This is a genomic window from Bacillus sp. PPSBB_2 (assembly GCF_045291115.1).
In the GTDB taxonomy this organism is placed as follows: Bacteria; Bacillota; Bacilli; order Bacillales; family Bacillaceae_G; genus Bacillus_A; species Bacillus_A cereus.
On sequence record NZ_CP147983.1, the window covers coordinates 4,884,784 to 4,903,129 of the forward strand.

Consider the following 18,346-nt stretch of genomic DNA (forward strand, 5'->3'; position numbering starts at 1 on the left):
ATTAACAAAAAGGATGAGATAAATCACATGAATCTATCCGATATAAAAAAAGAATATAATGCGGTATTCAGCTTAGGACAAAACTGCTGGCCCGCTTGGGCATTATATCAATTAGAATTATCACCATTTTTTGGCGTTATTGATTTTATGCTAAGTCCCTCATTAGAAAAAGTGAATGTATTATTACAAAATCGATTTGACCGCTTTTTAAATTTCGAAAATTTATCCTTCATCTCATTTTGGGATGATGATGCAAAATTAAGATTAAGGGACAACCTTTATGAAATTGACTCCTGTCATGACTTTAAAACAGATGTAAATACACCAACTTCTTGGCCTTCTTATACAGAAATTAAGTTAAACTATGAACATCGTATTAATCGTTTTCTAGCTACAATTGAAACGGCAGAATCCATATTATTTATTCGAACTGGAGGAACATATGAAGAAGCATGTTCCCTAGAACAAAGTTTATCTCAAATCGTTACACATACATTCTCTGTCCTGTTACTAATTCCTGCCGATATACCAACTATCACCCAAGAAGATTGGGGATTACAACGTATTTGCGTTATGAAATGTCCTATTATGGATGTATACCAATACAATGAAGCATTTTGGAAAGACTTATTTGATGGAATTACAATTAGACCGCACACTTAAATACACGATACTTTTATCACACCATACATTATAATCGTCCTTATACAAAACAAATAAGGAGTGATTCTATATGTATCCACGTGCAAAAGCTTTCGGTCTTGCTGTACATCAAGATCGCCTTCTCGTACAAGAATATTATACAGAAGGCGAAATATATTATCGTCCTCTTGGCGGTTCAATTGAACTTGGTGAAAAATCAGCACATACTGTTATTCGGGAGTTTAAAGAAGAGCTTCATACGGAGATAGAAATCACCAATTATTTAGGGTGTTTAGAAAATGTCTTTCATCTCGATGGAGACATTGGTCATGAAATCATTCAACTATATTCTTTGCGTTTATTAGACACGTCACTATATGAAATGAAAATATTAAATATACAAGATGAAGAAACAGTAGCGTATGCGAAATGGATTCCTATTACAGCATTCATTCAGAAAGAAAAAATATTATATCCAGATGGAGTTTTAAAATACATCCAAAAGAAAAAAGACGAAATCCTATAGGATCTCGTCTTTCTTTTCATATATTAACCAATATCTCCAAGACGTAGTACGTCACGAGCAATCATAACTTCTTCGTCAGTTGGAATTACGATAATTTTTACTGGAGAGTGTGGGAAGCTGATGAATGCTTCTTCACCGAATACGTTATTACGTTTTGCATCGAAGTATACGCCCATGTACTCAAGGCCTTCTAATACACGCTCACGAATAATCGCACTGTTTTCACCTACACCAGCTGTGAAGATGATTGCGTCTACACCTTTCATACGAGCAGTGTAAGAACCGATGTATTTGTGGATACGGCTTACGAATACATCAAGTGCTACTTTCGCACGGTGGTCGCCTTCTTCTTCTTTCGCAATGATGTCACGTAGGTCACTAGAGTAACCAGTAAGACCTAACATACCACTCTTCTTGTTTAATACGTTAACTACTTCTTCTACTGTTTGGCCTGTTTTTTCCATGATGTATGGAATTAACGCAGGGTCAAGGTTACCAGAACGTGTACCCATTGTTACACCAGCAAGTGGTGTGAAGCCCATAGAAGTATCGATAGATTTACCGCCTTCTACTGCTGCGATACTTGCACCGTTACCTAAGTGACAAGAAAGTAAGCTTAAGCTTTCAATTGGACGACCTAATAATTCAGCCGCACGCTCAGTTACATATTTATGAGAAGTTCCGTGGAAACCGTATTTACGGATGCCGAATTTTTCATAGTACTCATATGGTAAGCTGTATAGGAATGCAGATTCCGGCATTGTTTGGTGGAATGCTGTATCGAATACTGCTACTGCTGGTACGTTTGGTAATACTTCTTGGAATGCTTTAATACCAACAACGTTTGCTGGGTTATGAAGTGGTGCTAAATCGCTTAATTCTTCGATATCAGCTAATACTTCATCAGTAATTAAAACAGAGTCAGCAAATTTTTCGCCGCCGTGAACAACACGGTGACCGATACCGCCAATCTCATCTAGAGATTTAACGATTCCGTTTTCAGTTAACTTTTTAAGAAGCATATTAACTGCTACTGCGTGATCTGGAATGTTTGTAATTTCTTTTTGTTTTTCGCCATCTACAGTAATAGTGAAGATACTATCTTCTAAACCGATACGTTCTACTAAACCTTTTGTTAATACTGTTTCACTTGGCATTTCAAATAATTGGAATTTTAAGGAAGAGCTTCCTGCGTTAATCGCGATGATTTTTGACATCTAGTCTTTCGCCCCTTTTTCTCTTGGTAGTTGTGTGGATGTTTCCACAAACCGCTCGATTTTATCTGATCAAATTCACTAAATATGAAAACGTTTCATCATTAGCAAATTTTATACTCACGATTTTAATTTAAACATCGTCCGACATATATTTCAAGTGAAAAAATTGTAACACCAAGAAAAAATATATATTACAGATTTCAAAAAAATTCAGTTAAATCTTGTATATATTTAAAAATATGACATATTATATAAAACTGTACTACATAAATCACTAATGCTGTTACATATACCTAGCTTTATTTATGTGTTGCAAACCAAGTATTTAATTGATCCATAATGTCTTCCATCGCCTTCATGTTAGAGAATTTAGGCAACTCCACTAATAACGCCTGTTTTGGCATTGTTACATTAGCGCCTTTCTTTTGGAGAACAAATATACTTTTTGCATTTTTCTCGTTTTTAAACATGGAAACAGGAAGCTGTAATAACCCTTGAATAAAGCATGTTTCTTTAATAAATGCATGTAATTTCGGTGCTTGGTCACTTTCAAAAATGAAGTTTGGTACTAAGAAGAATAAGTAACCGCCCTCTTTCGTATGTTTCACACTTTGTTCAATAAATAAGTGATGGGCATACGACATTCCTTCATCTGCTTTTAATTTATATTCACTTGCACCGATTTCGTTTGGATAATAACCAACTGGCAAGTCTGAAACGACTGCATCAACTGGATCGATATAAAGTGGTGCTAGTCCATCTTGATGGAAGAATTCGATTGCATGCTTTTGTAAATTTGCATTTACTAAAGCAAGTTTAATTAGCACTTCATCCACTTCTACACCAAATCCACTCATTGTTAGTCCTTCTTTAGCGCTATTAAACACTGTAGTCATTAAGTTACCTGTTCCAATTGCAGGATCTAAAACTGTAATTTCATTTTGACCTTGCATAAATTTATGGAATAAGTAACTCATGAACATCCCAACTGCATCAGGTGTCATTTCGTGATTCGCTTGTACGCCTTCTTTCATTCCTTTTAAGATGGCTAACTGAAATGCTTTACGAATTTCTTCACCTTTATATGTTTCTTCATTAAACGTACTATATTCACGATTCAGCCTTTCAATTGCTGATTCGGATAATTCCTCTTGTAAAATCGCTCCCTCAAACAAGTTATCACCTGTTTCTACAAGCGCCTCTAAATATGTTACATCTAATTCTTTACGTAAAACTACCGCAGAAGAATCAAAAATAGAAAATAATGTTTCTACTGTCTGACTCACGTACATTCCTCCTTCTCTCTTTTACACATAACTTATATCATACCACAAAGTGATTTTTTCCAAAAAGAAAAAGCGACCTCCTGTAAAGAGCTCCCCTTTAGTTATATATGATATAACGTTTTTTCTCATATATCGATGCCGTTACAGAGCAATATATGAGAAAAAACGACCTCTTTATAAGAGGTCATTTTCTTCACATTATTTCGCAGATTTAGCTGCTTCTAATGCTGCTTCATAGTTTGGATGGCTTGTACCTTCGCTTACGTATTCTACGTAAACTACTTTGTCATTGCTATCTACTACGAATACTGCACGAGCAAGTAAACGAAGTTCTTTCATTACTAAGCCGTAAGCTTCACCGAATGAAAGGTCGCGGTGGTCAGAAAGTGTTACAACATTTTCTAAACCGTTTGCTGCACACCAGCGTTTTTGAGCGAATGGTAAATCAGCGCTAATTGTTAATACTTTCGCGTTTTCAATACCTGCTGCATCTTGGTTAAAACGACGTGTTTGTGCATCACACACACCTGTGTCGATTGAAGGTACAACACTAATTAATTTCACTTCGCCTTTGTATGTTTCTAAACTTACTGGAGATAAGTCGTTTGCTAATACTTGGAAGTTTGGCGCTTGATCGCCAACTTTAACTTCTGTTCCAACTAAAGTCATTGGATTACCTTTAAAAGTTACGTTTGCCACTTGAAAATCCTCCCTTATTTAAACAAAATATGTACAATGTAAATGATAGTTTGTCCCTATCGATAATGCAAATAAAATCGCTTTATTTACAAAAAAATTAAAGAAGCTAACCTATTGATTAGCTTCTTTATTCGTTAAATTTGAAATTCAGGATCATCTTCTTTTCGTTTATCCATCATTTCTTTCACTTTATCAACAGCTTGTGGCGCTAATTCAATTATCTTATCGATGACGTGTGTTTGTTTATCTAAGTGCAATACTTTCACACCATCTCCATTTATAACAAGAAAGGCAACAGGATTAATAGAAACTCCTCCACCACTTCCCCCGCCAAATGGATGACGGCCTGAATGTTCTACTTTACCAAATTCACTTCCACCAGCAGCAAATCCGAAACTTACTTTCGAAACTGTAAGAATTACGCTTCCATCTGCCGCTTTAATTGGGTCACCAACAATTGTATTTACATCAGTCATTTGTTTTAAATGCTGCATTGCTGTTGTCATTAAACCTTGAATTGGATGGTCCATTCTATATCCCCCCTATGCTTGAACAGATTTTTCTGTCATACCAGATCTTTGTCTTCTCATAAATACGAGTAATTTGACGCCAGTTTTTATAGCGCGGAATATACGAAAAGATGCTGTTAACTCGCATCTTGATGCAAATCCTTTCCCTTGAAAAACTGGGGTAATTTCAAATTCTGGTACGTCGACAATATGCATATATTGTCCGACAACTCCAGCAGCCATACCTTTTGTCCCCCATGCATATCCAGTGACAATTCCAGTACTAGCTGCATCGCCTGCTCCAATTTGTGTATGCCATTTCCAACCATTGATTTTCACTCGTTTGAGAAAATCTTTAACAATAGTATGAACTTCTTGAAGCTTTTTTATCAGTTCACCAATGCTGTCAAGTTGCGCCATAATTTTATTATCGAGTCCGCCGTCCTCTTCAGCTTTTTCGATTTTCTGTCCTGTCTTTTTCTGCTGTTTTTCAATTCTTTCCAACACATCAAATGTATATCGAATCATCCATATTTTCACTTGAAGCAAACATTGCTTTTCCATTTCTGAATATAAAAATGTCACCTTAAGCTTTATTTTCGACAATAGTATAAACAAAATAAAAAGAAGAAGAATTATTATTCCAATTACGAGCCACTTCATACGTATCATCCTTTCACTCCGTACCCATTATCGACAAGTTTATTCATCGTTAAACAGAGTTTTATAAGATTGAATATAAAAATTTTTCTAAAAATAAAAAGGTATTTTGACAATTTATATCGAAATATATTATTTGAACATATCATCAGGGAACGGACTCTAATGATATGTAGCACGAAAAACAGAAAATTTAACTGCAGTGGAGGGATACATAATGGCAGATCGTCGCAATTTATTTTTCTTTTATGGTGATGACAAAGCAACGCTCGTTGAAAAAATGAAACCAATCTATCGTATTTTAGAAGAGAATGGATTTACCATATTAGATCATCCAAAAAATGCAAACGCTATCGTCAGTGTTGGAGATGATGCAACCTTCTTACAAGCCGTTCGTAAAACTGGTTTTAGAGAAGATTGCTTATACGCAGGGATTTCTACGAAAGATGAAATTTCTTTCTACTGCGATTTCCATATTGATCACGTTGATACAGCCCTTCAAGAAATTACAAAAAATGAAATTGAAGTGCGAAAATATCCAACAATTCAGGTAGATGTAGATGGCAGTACATCTTTCCATTGTTTAAATGAGTTCTCATTACGTTCTAGCATTATTAAAACATTCGTTGTAGATGTTCATGTTGATGATTTATATTTCGAAACATTTAGAGGGGACGGTTTAGTAGTTTCTACCCCAACAGGAAGTACTGCTTACAATAAATCATTGCATGGTGCAGTTGTTGACCCGCTTATCCCATGTTTCCAAGTAAGCGAACTAGCATCTTTAAACAACAACACTTACCGTACGCTCGGTTCACCTTTCATTTTAAATCACGAACGTACATTAACTTTAAAACTAAGACCAGACGGTAACGATTATCCTGTTATCGGCATGGATAACGAAGCGCTTAGCATTAAACAAGTGGAAAAAGCTGTTGTACGCTTAAGCGATAAACAAATTAAAACAGTTAAATTAAAAAACAACTCTTTCTGGGAAAAAGTACAGAGAACGTTTTTATAAGATTAAAATAACCGCAGAATTATGGAATTCCATAATTCTGCGGTTATTTATTTCCCCCGATTGGCGCGAACAATAATCTCTTACTATCCGGCCGTTATTCTTGTCAGTTTTTGTCGGTAAGTCGATATATTCCGAAAACCGCTCATATATTTTTACGCATCTTTTCTATAGACAACTTGGCCATCTATTACGGTCATTTCTGCTTGTACTTCTTTTATTTCTTCTGCCTCAATTTCAAAAATATTGCGGTCTAATATTGTAAAATCTGCTTCATATCCTTTTGCAATTTGCCCTCGCTTCGCTTCTTTTCCGATTGCATAGGCACTTCCTGTTGTAAATAAAGAAACAGCCTCATAAACCGTTAATCTTTCCTCAGGCATATAGCATATACCGTCAATAAAACTTCTACGTGTAACAGCGCTATATATGCCTAAAAACGGATTCACTTGTTCAATGGGAGCATCTGAGCCACCGTTGCAGTGTAATCCTGCTTCCAGTAACGTCTTCCAAGCGTACGCATAACGAAGACGGTGCTCGCCTAGTTTTTCAATGACTGACGGAAAATCTGATGAAAGAAAGACTGGCTGTATATCGATAATGGCTTGCAAGTTTTTCATTCTTTCTATCAACTCTTCACGAGCAAGCTGACAATGAATAATACGGTCACGTAACCCTTCTGCTGGTGGATATAATTCGAGTGCATCAATGACATATTCAAGCGATAAGTCACCGATAGTATGAATCGCAACTGGCATATGTAAATCTCGTGCTTTCTTTACTAATTCCGCAAGTTCTTCACGTGAGAAAATCGCAACTCCATTTGTTTCCTTCGCATCTTCATACGGTTCACTTAATAATGCTGTTCTTCCGCCAAAAGAACCGTCAGAGAAAATTTTCATTGCTCCAAATTCAATACAATGTTCATTTTCATATTCTCTTCGTTCATGTGCTACTTCATGGTGAACGAGCAAATGGGCTTTAAATGGCATTTCTTTTATAACGTGAGAAAACGCATTATATGTTTTTCTAAAACCACCATAATAATTTAAATCTTCCGTATGCCCGCCAACAAGTCCGTATTTCCAGCAATCTTTAATCGCTGTTTGCAGAGCTCTTTGTAAATAAGCTTCATCAATTTCTGGCTGAACATGTTTAATTAATTCTTGCCCTTGTTCATATAAAAGCCCTGTTAACTTATTTGATGAATCTCTACCAATTTTCCCGCCTTTTGGATCTTCTGCCTTTTCTGTTATATTCGCTTCTTGCAGTATGTATGAATTCACCCATGTAACGTGACGACAAACTCGCTTTAATAAAATGGGATGTTCTTTCGAAATTTCATCTAAATCACGCGCATGAACATCTTTCGTATCTGTAAAGTTATTTTCATTCCATCCTTCTCCAATAATCCAAGAGCCCTTTGGAGCTTCTTCCACTCGCTTCTGAACAAGAGTAAGCACTTCGCCATAAGATGTACAATTTGATAAATCTAGACGGAGTAATCTCTCTCCATGCCCAATAAGATGCATATGACTATCAACGAGACCTGGGATCATTGTTTTGCCTTTTAAATCGTACAATGTAACCGCGGCATATTGGTTTTCTAACTCTTCTTTACTTCCAACATCAACGATCGTACCGTTTTCAACGTAAACAGCGTCCACTTTTTCATTTTCTTCTCTCACTGTGTAAATGGTGCCGCCATACCAAATTTCTCCCATATATCCCATCTCCTTTATTTTTTATTGTATAAAAAAAAGCACCATTTCAAAACATGGTGCTTTTCTAAAAATTACTTTTGTTCGGTAGTAGATGTTGTAACTTGCCATTCAATATTAAATTTATCTTTTACTTGTCCGTATGCTGGGCTCCAGAATGTTTCTTGAAGTGGCATGATAACTTCTCCACCTTCTTGTAACTTATCGAATACTTCTTTTGCTTTTTCTGCATTACTAATTTGAATTGCGATTGTTACTTGAGATCCGATTGCATGCCCTTGACCTGGGAATGTATCAGAAATCATAAGATCCGTATTACCAACTTTTAAAGTAGCGTGTAAAACGCGCTCTTTCGCTTCAGCTGGAATCGGGTATTCTGGATTTTCAGGCATGTCACCAAAAGTTTGCATAACTTCTACTTTTGCATCTAAAGCCTCTTTATAAAACTGTACAGCTTCTTGCCCACTACCATCTAAAACTAAGTACGGATTAATACCTAAAATCATACGGACACCTCTTTTTTAAATTTATAAAATAGAACTTGTGTTCGTTTTTATTTTATCATTGATTTACATTTCATTCAACTATTTACTTCACTGTTTTCAAAATTATTTTGACGGAATCTCCATCTCTTGTTTTCTAAGTTCAATACGGCGAATTTTTCCAGAAATCGTTTTTGGTAGTTCATCTACAAATTCAATTTTGCGAGGGTATTTATATGGTGCAGTGAGTTCTTTGACGTGTTGTTGGAGTGTTGGAATTAATATTTCTTCGTTCTTTTCTATATTCTCTCTTAATACGATAAATGCCTTCACGACACTTCCACGAATTTCATCAGGACTTGCGACAACTGCACATTCTCTTACGTAAGGATGTTTTACAAGTGCATCCTCTACTTCAAACGGCCCGATTGTATAACCAGAGCTAATAATGATATCATCGCCGCGCCCTTCAAACCAGAAGTAGCCGTCTTCATCTTTCTTCGCTTTATCACCTGTAATATAATAATCACCGCGAAATTGCATCGCTGTACGCTCATCGTCTTTGTAATATTGTTTAAAGAGGGCCGGCGTTTCAATGTGAACTGCAATATCACCAACTTCGCCTACTTTAACTGGAGTACCTTCCTCATTTACGATATCGACATGGTTACCTGGCGTTGGTTTCCCCATTGATCCTGGTCTAATATCCATCCCTTTCATTACACCAACAAGTAATGTGTTTTCCGTTTGCCCATAGCCGTCTCTCACTGTAATATGAAAGTGCTTTTTGAACGTTTCAATGACTTCTCTATTTAACGGCTCACCTGCCGATACAGCGCTATGTAGTGCCTCTAAATTGTACTGGCTTAAATCTTCTACCTTTGCCATTAATCTATACTCAGTCGGTGTACAACAAAGTACATTCACCTTATTATCGTCTAATAAGTTTAGGTACGTTTTCGGTTCAAACTTACCGTGATATACAAACCCTGTTGCCCCTGATCCTAAAGTTGCTAAAAACGGGCTCCAAATCCACTTTTGCCAGCCTGGACTAGCTGTTGCCCATACAATATCATTCTCTTCAATTCCGAGCCAATTTGGAGCGCTCGTACGTAAATGAGCGTATGCCCACGCATGTGTATGAACGACACCTTTTGGATTTCCTGTCGTTCCTGACGTGTAAGATAAAAAGACCATATCTTCTTTATCTGTCTTCGCCATTTCTAACATGTCACTCTCTGTTTCTAACGCTGTTTTTAAATTAATCCATCCATCTACTGACTGTTCGCTCAGGACAAATTTTCGAAGAGATTCCATCGCTTCTATATCATCAAACTGCCTAATATACGGCTCATAGCTTACTATCGCTTTTACTTCTCCATGTCCAATTCGATATTCTATATCTTTTTTACGTAACATTTCCGAGCTTGGAATTACGACAAATCCTGCTTTAATAGCAGCAATATACGTCATGTACGCTTCAATTAAACGCGGCATCATAATGAGAAGCTTGTCCCCTTTTTGCAAACCACTTTTTATAAAAGCGTTTCCAATTTTATTCGCACCTTGCATTAATTCAGCGTATGTAACTTCCCTTCGATTCCCTTTATCATCTTGCCAAATTAAAGCTAACTTCCCTTTATCACCTGTATATTTCTCTATTTCAGAAACTAAATTATAAGACGGTGGCGCCAACAATTCTTCTCGCTTCATAAAATATCCTCCCTTTTCTTTATGCCTCCTTTATATAATAAAGAATTTTCAGTTAATTTTGAACCCTCTTCTTTTGACAAATTTTTCAGTTCTGTCGAATTAGTAAACGAAATTACATCGACTTACCGACAAATAGCGACACAACACAAAAAAAGAAAGAGCGGGAGAACCCGCTCTTTCTAAGCCATCATATGGGATTATTTTTGGTAACCGCCTAATTGTTGCTCAGCTAGTGAAACTAGACGTTTAGTGATTTCACCACCAACAGAACCGTTAGCGCGAGCTGTTGCATCAGCTCCAAGTTGAACACCAAACTCTTGAGCGATTTCGTATTTCATTTGGTCTAATGCTGATTCAGCACCAGGAACCGCTAATTTATTTGTGCTACGTGACATGTTATATCACCTCCTTGTGAGTATAGAGTGTGATAAATAACATGACTTCATACACGTTTTAGATATGGTAATTTATGGTTTTAGAAAAGTTCTTCAAATTTTTCTTCTTCCGCCACTACTTCTACCGTTTGTAATACCATTGTTTCTTTGTTCGCTACAGCTTCATCGATTAATGGTGTGAAATCGTATTTCGCTTCAAAACGATTTGCTTTTTCACGTTTCGGCTTCGTCGCTGGGCTTGCTGGTGTGAATACAGTACAGCAATCTTCATATGGACGAATTGAAATATCATACGTGCCGATTTCTTCAGCGATTTTAATAATCTCTAATTTATCCATCGTAATAAGCGGACGAATAACTGGGTAGTTTGTTACTTCGTTAATCGTATGCATACTATCTAACGTTTGGCTTGCTACTTGTCCAAGACTTTCACCAGTCGTAATTGCAAGTGCGTTACGCTCCTCAGCAATGCGTTCTGTAATACGCATCATCATACGGCGCATAACCGTCATTGAATAGCTAGATGGGATTTCTTTATTAATCGTTTTTTGCACTTCTGTAAACGGAACAAGGTGAAGCGTTACTCGTTTACAATACTTCGTTAACTCTTGTGCTAAATCGATTACTTTTTGTTTTGCACGCTCACTTGTGAAAGGTGGACTATGGAAGTGAACTGCTTCCACAGATACGCCGCGTTTCATCGTTAAGTAAGCTGCTACTGGGCTATCAATACCACCAGAAAGAAGTACCATTACTTTTCCGCCAACGCCAACTGGTAAACCGCCAGCTCCCATACGCTCATCGCACATGATATAGCTATAGCCACTGCGGATCTCTACGCGTACATTTACATCTGGATTATGAACATCTACTGTACTATCTTCTGTATTTTCTAGAATGTGTCCGCCAATCTCAGGTAATAATTCCATCGTTCTCATTGGGAAATGCTTATAAGAACGGTGTACAGTAATTTTAAATGTTTTCACATCACCTTTTACTTGTAAGAAAGCTGCTAATGCACCTTCTTTAATGTCTTCTAATTCTGATGGTACTTTCATCGCTAAGTTAAACTTATGAATACCAAATACATCCTTCAATCTTTCAGAGACTGCTTCATGATCTTCACCATTTAACTGGATGTACATACGATCATGTGTTGCATCGATTTTAATATTTGGGAATTTTTTCAGTTTGAACTTCACGTTATCTTTTAATGTGCTTACAAACTTAGAACGGTTCTTACCTTTTGTCGTCATTTCTCCGTAACGCACTAAAATATATTCATATTTCAACATAATTTCTTTACCTCATCACTTCATATAATTTTGGCATCGTCTCTTTTACAATACCTTCAAATTGTTTTACTTCTTCCATTGTGTTTTCTGGTGCCAAACTAATACGAATAGCGCTTGCAGCTGCTGCATGCGGCACTCCCATTGACACTAACACTCTGCTCACTTCATTTGCTTTTGAAGAACAAGCAGATTTCGTTGACACATATACACCGTGTTCTTCTAAAGCATGAACGACTACTTCTGGTTTTAAACCAACAAATGATACATTTAAAATGTGCGGTGCTGCATATGCAAGCGACGTGTTAATCGTTACATCTTCCATCTCTTTAAAGAAACGAACAAGCTCTGCTTGTAAACTTTGCAAATGAGCTACCTTTTCTTTCACTTGTTCCATTGTCATACGAAGTGCTTTCACCATCGCTACAATGCCAGGTAAATTTTCTGTACCAGAACGATACTTAAGCTCTTGTTGACCACCTGATAAAATCGGATCTAATCTTACGCCATCGCGTACATAAAGAAGACCCGTTCCTTTTACACTGTGGAATTTATGTCCAGATATTGAGCAAAGATCAATATGAGACGCATATAAATCAAGCGGTACTTTCCCTATCCCTTGTACATGATCTACATGGAATCTTATTTTCGGATGATTCGATAATAACGTTCCAATTTCAGCAACGGGCTGAATTGCTCCAGTTTCGTTGTTCACATGAATAATTGACACAAGAATCGTATCTTCACGAAGTGCTCGTTTCACATCTTCTACCGACACAACACCATGCTCGTTAACCGGTAAATATGTTACATCAAACCCGAGTTCTTCTAATTGCTTATATGCCTCAAACACAGACGCGTGTTCAATATTTGTTGTAATGATATGTTTGCCACGCGAACGATTCCTCATCGCTATCCCTTTAATCGCAAGGTTATTCCCTTCCGTTCCACCTGATGTAAAAATAATTTCAGAAGGTTTAACACGAAGAAGCTGCGCTGCAATCGTTCTTGATTGTGTTAATAGACGCTCTGCCTCTCCTCCAAGCGAATGAATAGAAGAAGGATTACCAAAATATTTCCCAGCAACCGTCACGTACGATTGAAGAGCTTCTGGATATGGCTTCGTCGTCGCACTATTATCAAAATAGATCATCGTTCTTCCCCTTTCAGCGCTATCACATCGTATAATCATATCATAAATACGTGTCATTACGCTAAGACTACGCAAAGGTTCCATTTTATCTCGATTGGTGAAGGCTAATAATTGTCGAGGATGCCCTCCTATTACAGTTTCACTTTATCCCGCATGAACGGGCAATAAGACTCTCACCTCAAAATCCAGTTAGAGCAAAGAAGTTAGGTAGGAGTCGGGCTGTCCGTAAATGCCCGATTGGTGAAGGCTAGTAATCAATGGGGATGAATCCTCCTACTGATTACAGTTTCACTTTATTTTGAAACGAATAACCTTGCTGTATTCCGCTATTCATTATAGCAACATCGTCTGCAAAATTACACAAAAAAACAAACCCTTTTATGAAAGGGTTTGTTCATTGTCTACATATTCAGCTATTTTTTGAACAACGCCAGGTTCAAGTTGCTCTAATACTGAAGCCGCTTGTTCTAAAGCTGCATCGTATTGGTATTCACGGAATAATTTCTCAGCATAATTTAAACTTTCTGCTAGGTTTTCATCATGACTACGGTAACGGTTACCGTACTGAATTAATTTTTCCACTAAATATGCTTGTCCAATTAACTCTTCTGTCATTTCAGCCACACCGTTCACAGTTGTGTATGCTTCTTCTAAACTGCTATTTACAGCGTTCATATTTAACGGCTTCACTTCTAATTGTTCATATGCAGCTTGCATTGCCATTTGCCCTCTTTTTAAATCTTCCATAATACTCTCTGGAAGACCTGGCAAATTCGACTTTTGCATAAAGCGTTTCGTTTCGAAAATAGTATTTCGCATTTCTTGTAACTTCTCACGTGCTTCAAATTCTTCTTTGCGCATCGCTTGCAGCATTTCTTTATATTCTGCATGAAGTACTTTTAACGTTTCACATTGCTCATAAACCTCTTCTAGTTCCTCACGAATAATAGAGAAGGCAATATCTTGTTCTGCAACGCGTAATTGTAGCATTTCAAAACGTTTCGTTAAAATGTGCATTTGCTTTTCAATTACTTTTTGAGACTCAATGTCTTTATCTTGTAACTGATAGCTTTGTTTCACAAGTTGTGTTTCTGTTTTCGTTTCAATCGTTTCGATACGCATTTCTTCTAAGTCATCGTAAACAGAAAGTGTTTTTTGCTCCACATAATGTCTCGCATGTACTTCTTGTTCCAATTGATCGTAGAAGCCATCTAAACGTGTTTTTAAGTTTTCTACTTTTTCAGCCGCTTCTGTTATATGAAGCTCCTGTATATCCATTAAACATGTTTGTAGTTGTTTCGTCATATCGCGAACTTCTTTAGGGACTTCCAAATAATCTAATACATAACCTTGTCTTACCATATCATTATGTCCGTGTAATAAATCTTCCAGCTGAACTGGTAACGTCGCTTGACACTCTACCAATAAATCTGGAATTTGGTGAATAATGATTTCTAAATCTGCTAAACCTTCTTCCAAACTAATAACAATTTCTCTCGCTTTTAAATAGTCGCCATTGTTTGTTGCTTCTTCAAAGGTTTTAAATTTCTCAGATTCAGCGTCTAGCATCTCTTCGATTTTCTGCTCTGCTGCTCCATACATATGTCTATGAGCAAGAACACTCTTTTTCATACTACGATATGTATCACGTAACCCTTCAATTTCCGAGCTATTTTTCTCATGGCTTTCTAACAATTGCTGTAATTCATTTAAAATGTCAGTAATACGATTATCAGCGTCATCTAAACCACTTATGGATTCGTTCATCGCATGCTTTGCTTTTCGGAAGGAGAATTGCGAGGCGAATTTTCGCGCTTGCGCTAAATCTTTGTCAGCTTTCGGAAGGGTTGTTGATACAATTTCATCCCATTCTTCACGCCATTTACCAAACAGTTCTTCTGTTTGACCCGTCATGTTTAAATCTTTTACCCGTTTTAGTTCATCTGCCACAGGTTTATCTTTTATCTCTTGTTTCCACTGCTCCAGTGCTTCAATATCTTTATATGAACGATTTCTTATCACAAGCTCTATCATGAGCAGCACTAGAATAGAGCTTACTACAATGATAACGATCGTCAGGATAGAATCCATGCAAAAAAGCCTCCTAGTTATATCTCTTTTTTTGTCCGTTCCGTTTATGAAATGGAAGGCATTATGTATAAAAAGGGAATTCCCCTATATTTAACAACTAACAATGTACTAATCATACCATGTAATGGTTTGTTTTTGACCTAGTTTTTTTTAAAATTTCATGTTTCTTTCAATGTGATTGTAATCTTTCTCAATATTCCGCCTACCTCACTCCCTATCCTCAAATGATTGTAATAACAAACAATCTTTCGTATGGGATACGAAATAAATTTTCCGCATGAGTGGTGGTTCAACAGAAATTACATGTACATTTCCTTGCCTTACAGACTGCTCTACTGCCCTTTCTGGAAGTAACGTGATACCAAGACCAGCTTTTACCATTGCAAGCATCGGTTCTGCGTAAGATGTTTCCACAGCTATAGTTGGTTTTACACCTATTTCATGAAACATGTTCATAATCATTTTCCTTACATCACATATTTCTGGATATACAATTAATTTTTCATTGTGCAGCTCTTCTATTTGAATGACTATCTTCTCTTTGTACGGATGATTATTTGAAACGGCACAAACAATTTTCTCTTGTTGCACTTCTTTTATATACGTAGCACCTTCTACTACTGAATCGATGAACATCGCGTCAATCTCCCGCGCTTTAAATAAATCTCTTAATACTTCCGTATGCCCGATTTGCCATTCCACTTCGAACTCATCACCTAATATATCTTTACATTCTGATATGTAATGCTCCGCTAAACTCGGTAGTATACCAATTGAAAACTTCCGGTTCTCTTGATACCCCCTCATTTCTGTTTTCACTTCATTTATTTGCTCCAAAATCGGTAACATTCTTTTTATAAATAACTCTCCTGCCTCCGTTAACTCTACTCCTTGCGCAGAACGTTTAAGTAAAGTAACCTCTAAATCCGCTTCTAACTTTTGAATTTGTTTACTAAGCGCTGGTTGTGATATATGTAAAATCTTACTTGCCTTTGATAAACTTCGCGTATGCTTCACTTCAATAAACGATCGTACTGCCTCCAAATCCATCGTACACACCTCTAACAAAAAGTTATAACCGTTATAAGAAATCGATATTTCCTCCTATAAACAATTACTCTTTATACTTATTTCATCAACTTACTATAACGAAATGTAAAGTCTAGTGGTAATAAGTCAAGAGTAAAACAAGACTGATTTTTTCTAGGTGCGATTTTTTCAGCATACGGAAATAGACCCGACCAAAAATGAAATTTTTTCGGGCCGTTTCCAAGATTGCGTCAATAACAAAGTGTTATTTTTCTATCACGCTCCTTGGTGGCGTGTAGAGTTGATGGTTACGTAGTAGCGTATCCACCAGACGCACAAATTTTCTTGCGGTTAAGACGATGGCTCTTTTGTGTTGATGTTTGGGTGTTTCTTTGTATTTCTTTTGATAAAATGCTTGATATTCAGGCAAATATCTTCTTACTGAATTGGCAGCCTCAACTAAGTAATAGCGAAGATAACGATTGCCTTGTTTGGTTAAGGGCGTATTTTCAGACTGATAATTTCCAGATTGCTTGATTTTCCAGCTTAATCCGGCATATTTAGCTAGTTTCGTTTGGTCTTCAAATCGTTGGATTTGTCCGATCTCAGCTAGTAATCCAGCAGCATACACTTTTCCAACACCAGGAATACTCGTCAAGCATTGGTATTCTGGTAGGACCATTACGAGCTGTTCAATTGCCTTATCAAGGTCTTTGATACTGGCTTCGAGTGCACGAATTTCGCGAGCAAGAATACTCAGGATAATATTGATGGATTCTTGAGCGACTTCTCCTAAACGATAAGACATAGTAATGGCTCGTTGAATCGTTTTCGCTAATCCTTCTGGATTTTTAAACCGGCCGTTACCTTTTTCTTGAAGCAAAGAGGCGAAATCTGTTAAAGGCATTTGAGCTAATTCTTCTAACCCATAATCTTCTGTCATTAAAGCGATTAAGGTAGCTCCAAATACAGAAGAAGGAGTTTCGCTATTCTTTAACTCACGCGTGAGCGTGTTGCATTTGTAAGTTAAATTTTCGAGAAAATGTTGTTTCGTTTCTACAAGTTGTCCAATTAATTGGTAACGTGTGCGAGTTAAACGTTGAAGAGCCATATATTTCTCTTCTTTAATGGGAGACGTAGTGAATCTTTGGATTCTTAAAAAGTCAGCGATTCGCATCGCATCATTTTTATCTGTTTTATCTTCATCAAATATTCGACTGAATTGCTTGATGCGAAAAGGATTTTCGATGGTAACGACGGTATTTATACGCTTTAATTCTCGATCCTCATTAAAAAATGTAGCAGGATGAAAGCTGTACATAGAAGTTGACTCCATGCCTATGACGATTTGAGAAAACGAGTACACATTTTGAAATTCTAAAATTTTTTGTTTAATTTGATGAGCGCCTTTCACGTCATTTCCGAGACTCGCTTCAAGAAGAATTGTCAATTGGTTATCGTCTGATAAAAAGCACACATCTAGTTTCTCAGAGCTGACATCTAATCCGACAAATAAGTTCATTTGGAAGGACCTCCTTTCATTGGTTATTTGGAATATGCTTCGATACTATGGGATTTCCCAGAAGCTCATTGCGTAACCACAACCTCGCCTACGAGAATACAATGACAACTTTTGGGGGCTACCTTTTGAACTACTATCCAAAAGCCCAATCAGTTATCGAAACAGCTAGTGTGTTGGTAGTGATAGCAATGGCTCGGGTAACAGACTTTTTATCGTAGACAGAGCTACAGGGGAAATGAGCAAATTCCCGATGGATCCTTTCCATACATCCATTGTATCTGGGAAATTCAATAATATCGAAACAAATTCCGTAAGGAATCTTGTTATCTATTTTTTTTAAAATCAGGGTAATTAGAAAGCAGAAATACTGATCTAAACTATATTCTACGAG

The 18,346-nt window shown here is 36.9% G+C and carries 17 protein-coding genes; 3 read left to right on the forward strand and 14 right to left on the reverse strand.

What is annotated here, in order from left to right; genetic code table 11:
• The first annotated feature begins 27 nt into the window (after positions 1-27).
• Together V6946_RS24730 and V6946_RS24735 are read left to right on the forward strand one after the other, a co-directional pair.
• Positions 28-663: a DUF1796 family putative cysteine peptidase gene (locus V6946_RS24730; protein WP_001053734.1), complete on the forward strand. Its 636-nt coding sequence runs from the start codon at positions 28-30 to the stop codon at positions 661-663.
• A gap of 70 nt (positions 664-733) precedes the next feature.
• Positions 734-1,168: an NUDIX hydrolase gene (locus V6946_RS24735; RefSeq protein ID WP_000283500.1), complete on the forward strand. Its 435-nt coding sequence runs from the start codon at positions 734-736 to the stop codon at positions 1,166-1,168.
• A 23-nt stretch (positions 1,169-1,191) separates the two neighbouring features.
• On the opposite strand, the gene ackA is transcribed toward V6946_RS24735, so the two are convergent.
• From ackA to V6946_RS24760, 5 genes are all read right to left on the reverse strand, one after another.
• Complete coding sequence (gene ackA / locus V6946_RS24740; protein WP_000034575.1) at positions 1,192-2,385, reverse strand: acetate kinase; 1,194 nt, start codon at positions 2,383-2,385, stop codon at positions 1,192-1,194.
• A gap of 299 nt (positions 2,386-2,684) precedes the next feature.
• Positions 2,685-3,671, reverse strand: coding sequence for a class I SAM-dependent methyltransferase (locus V6946_RS24745; protein ID WP_000084367.1), 987 nt, complete (start codon positions 3,669-3,671; stop codon positions 2,685-2,687).
• Positions 3,672-3,869: 198 nt separating this feature from the next.
• On the reverse strand, positions 3,870-4,370 hold the full coding sequence (gene tpx, locus V6946_RS24750) for a thiol peroxidase (RefSeq protein WP_000024529.1): 501 nt from the start codon (positions 4,368-4,370) through the stop codon (positions 3,870-3,872).
• A 134-nt stretch (positions 4,371-4,504) separates the two neighbouring features.
• Complete coding sequence (gene ytfJ, locus V6946_RS24755) at positions 4,505-4,900, reverse strand: GerW family sporulation protein (RefSeq protein ID WP_000350003.1); 396 nt, start codon at positions 4,898-4,900, stop codon at positions 4,505-4,507.
• Between the two features lie 12 nt (positions 4,901-4,912).
• Complete coding sequence (locus tag V6946_RS24760) at positions 4,913-5,551, reverse strand: DUF2953 domain-containing protein (RefSeq protein WP_002164419.1); 639 nt, start codon at positions 5,549-5,551, stop codon at positions 4,913-4,915.
• Between the two features lie 205 nt (positions 5,552-5,756).
• Here V6946_RS24760 and V6946_RS24765 point away from each other — a divergent pair, with 205 nt between their 5' ends.
• Positions 5,757-6,560: an NAD kinase gene (locus tag V6946_RS24765; protein ID WP_000785177.1), complete on the forward strand. Its 804-nt coding sequence runs from the start codon at positions 5,757-5,759 to the stop codon at positions 6,558-6,560.
• A gap of 152 nt (positions 6,561-6,712) precedes the next feature.
• Here the strand turns inward: V6946_RS24765 and V6946_RS24770 are convergent, their stop codons facing one another.
• The 9 genes from V6946_RS24770 to V6946_RS24810 all read right to left on the reverse strand — a co-directional run bounded on the left by V6946_RS24770 (position 6,713) and on the right by V6946_RS24810 (position 17,955).
• A complete protein-coding gene (locus V6946_RS24770; RefSeq protein ID WP_006926457.1) occupies positions 6,713-8,281 on the reverse strand; it encodes an amidohydrolase in 1,569 nt (522 codons plus the stop codon).
• 71 nt (positions 8,282-8,352) lie between these two features.
• Positions 8,353-8,784 (reverse strand): VOC family protein, encoded by a 432-nt coding sequence (locus V6946_RS24775; RefSeq protein ID WP_000600350.1) that lies wholly within the window; start codon positions 8,782-8,784, stop codon positions 8,353-8,355.
• A 102-nt stretch (positions 8,785-8,886) separates the two neighbouring features.
• Positions 8,887-10,473 carry an acyl-CoA synthetase MbcS gene (mbcS, locus tag V6946_RS24780; protein ID WP_000817766.1) on the reverse strand — a complete coding sequence of 529 codons (1,587 nt, stop codon included), beginning with the start codon at positions 10,471-10,473 and terminating at the stop codon, positions 8,887-8,889.
• A gap of 197 nt (positions 10,474-10,670) precedes the next feature.
• On the reverse strand, positions 10,671-10,868 hold the full coding sequence (locus V6946_RS24785; RefSeq protein WP_000091640.1) for an alpha/beta-type small acid-soluble spore protein: 198 nt from the start codon (positions 10,866-10,868) through the stop codon (positions 10,671-10,673).
• 80 nt (positions 10,869-10,948) lie between these two features.
• Positions 10,949-12,163, reverse strand: coding sequence for a tRNA uracil 4-sulfurtransferase ThiI (gene thiI / locus V6946_RS24790; protein ID WP_366981551.1), 1,215 nt, complete (start codon positions 12,161-12,163; stop codon positions 10,949-10,951).
• 7 nt (positions 12,164-12,170) lie between these two features.
• Positions 12,171-13,313 carry a cysteine desulfurase family protein gene (locus V6946_RS24795; protein ID WP_000638992.1) on the reverse strand — a complete coding sequence of 381 codons (1,143 nt, stop codon included), beginning with the start codon at positions 13,311-13,313 and terminating at the stop codon, positions 12,171-12,173.
• 378 nt (positions 13,314-13,691) lie between these two features.
• Complete coding sequence (ezrA, locus tag V6946_RS24800; RefSeq protein ID WP_366981552.1) at positions 13,692-15,404, reverse strand: septation ring formation regulator EzrA; 1,713 nt, start codon at positions 15,402-15,404, stop codon at positions 13,692-13,694.
• Between the two features lie 207 nt (positions 15,405-15,611).
• Positions 15,612-16,454, reverse strand: coding sequence for a LysR family transcriptional regulator (locus V6946_RS24805; protein ID WP_000362529.1), 843 nt, complete (start codon positions 16,452-16,454; stop codon positions 15,612-15,614).
• A gap of 244 nt (positions 16,455-16,698) precedes the next feature.
• On the reverse strand, positions 16,699-17,955 hold the full coding sequence (locus tag V6946_RS24810; RefSeq protein WP_256426878.1) for an IS110 family transposase: 1,257 nt from the start codon (positions 17,953-17,955) through the stop codon (positions 16,699-16,701).
• Positions 17,956-18,346 lie beyond the last annotated feature (391 nt).

Excerpts from the sequence above, each read along its gene's own strand:
- V6946_RS24730 (WP_001053734.1), top strand. The coding sequence starts at position 28 with ATGAATCTATCCGATATAAAAAAAGAATATAATGCGGTATTCAGCTTA.
- V6946_RS24735 (WP_000283500.1), top strand. The coding sequence starts at position 734 with ATGTATCCACGTGCAAAAGCTTTCGGTCTTGCTGTACATCAAGATCGC.
- ackA (WP_000034575.1), bottom strand. The coding sequence starts at position 2,385 with ATGTCAAAAATCATCGCGATTAACGCAGGAAGCTCTTCCTTAAAATTC.
- ytfJ (WP_000350003.1), bottom strand. The coding sequence starts at position 4,900 with ATGGACCATCCAATTCAAGGTTTAATGACAACAGCAATGCAGCATTTA.
- V6946_RS24760 (WP_002164419.1), bottom strand. The coding sequence starts at position 5,551 with ATGATACGTATGAAGTGGCTCGTAATTGGAATAATAATTCTTCTTCTT.
- V6946_RS24765 (WP_000785177.1), top strand. The coding sequence starts at position 5,757 with ATGGCAGATCGTCGCAATTTATTTTTCTTTTATGGTGATGACAAAGCA.
- V6946_RS24770 (WP_006926457.1), bottom strand. The coding sequence starts at position 8,281 with ATGGGAGAAATTTGGTATGGCGGCACCATTTACACAGTGAGAGAAGAA.
- V6946_RS24775 (WP_000600350.1), bottom strand. The coding sequence starts at position 8,784 with ATGATTTTAGGTATTAATCCGTACTTAGTTTTAGATGGTAGTGGGCAA.
- mbcS (WP_000817766.1), bottom strand. The coding sequence starts at position 10,473 with ATGAAGCGAGAAGAATTGTTGGCGCCACCGTCTTATAATTTAGTTTCT.
- V6946_RS24785 (WP_000091640.1), bottom strand. The coding sequence starts at position 10,868 with ATGTCACGTAGCACAAATAAATTAGCGGTTCCTGGTGCTGAATCAGCA.
- thiI (WP_366981551.1), bottom strand. The coding sequence starts at position 12,163 with ATGTTGAAATATGAATATATTTTAGTGCGTTACGGAGAAATGACGACA.
- V6946_RS24795 (WP_000638992.1), bottom strand. The coding sequence starts at position 13,313 with ATGATCTATTTTGATAATAGTGCGACGACGAAGCCATATCCAGAAGCT.
- ezrA (WP_366981552.1), bottom strand. The coding sequence starts at position 15,404 with ATGGATTCTATCCTGACGATCGTTATCATTGTAGTAAGCTCTATTCTA.
- V6946_RS24805 (WP_000362529.1), bottom strand. The coding sequence starts at position 16,454 with ATGGATTTGGAGGCAGTACGATCGTTTATTGAAGTGAAGCATACGCGA.
- V6946_RS24810 (WP_256426878.1), bottom strand. The coding sequence starts at position 17,955 with ATGAACTTATTTGTCGGATTAGATGTCAGCTCTGAGAAACTAGATGTG.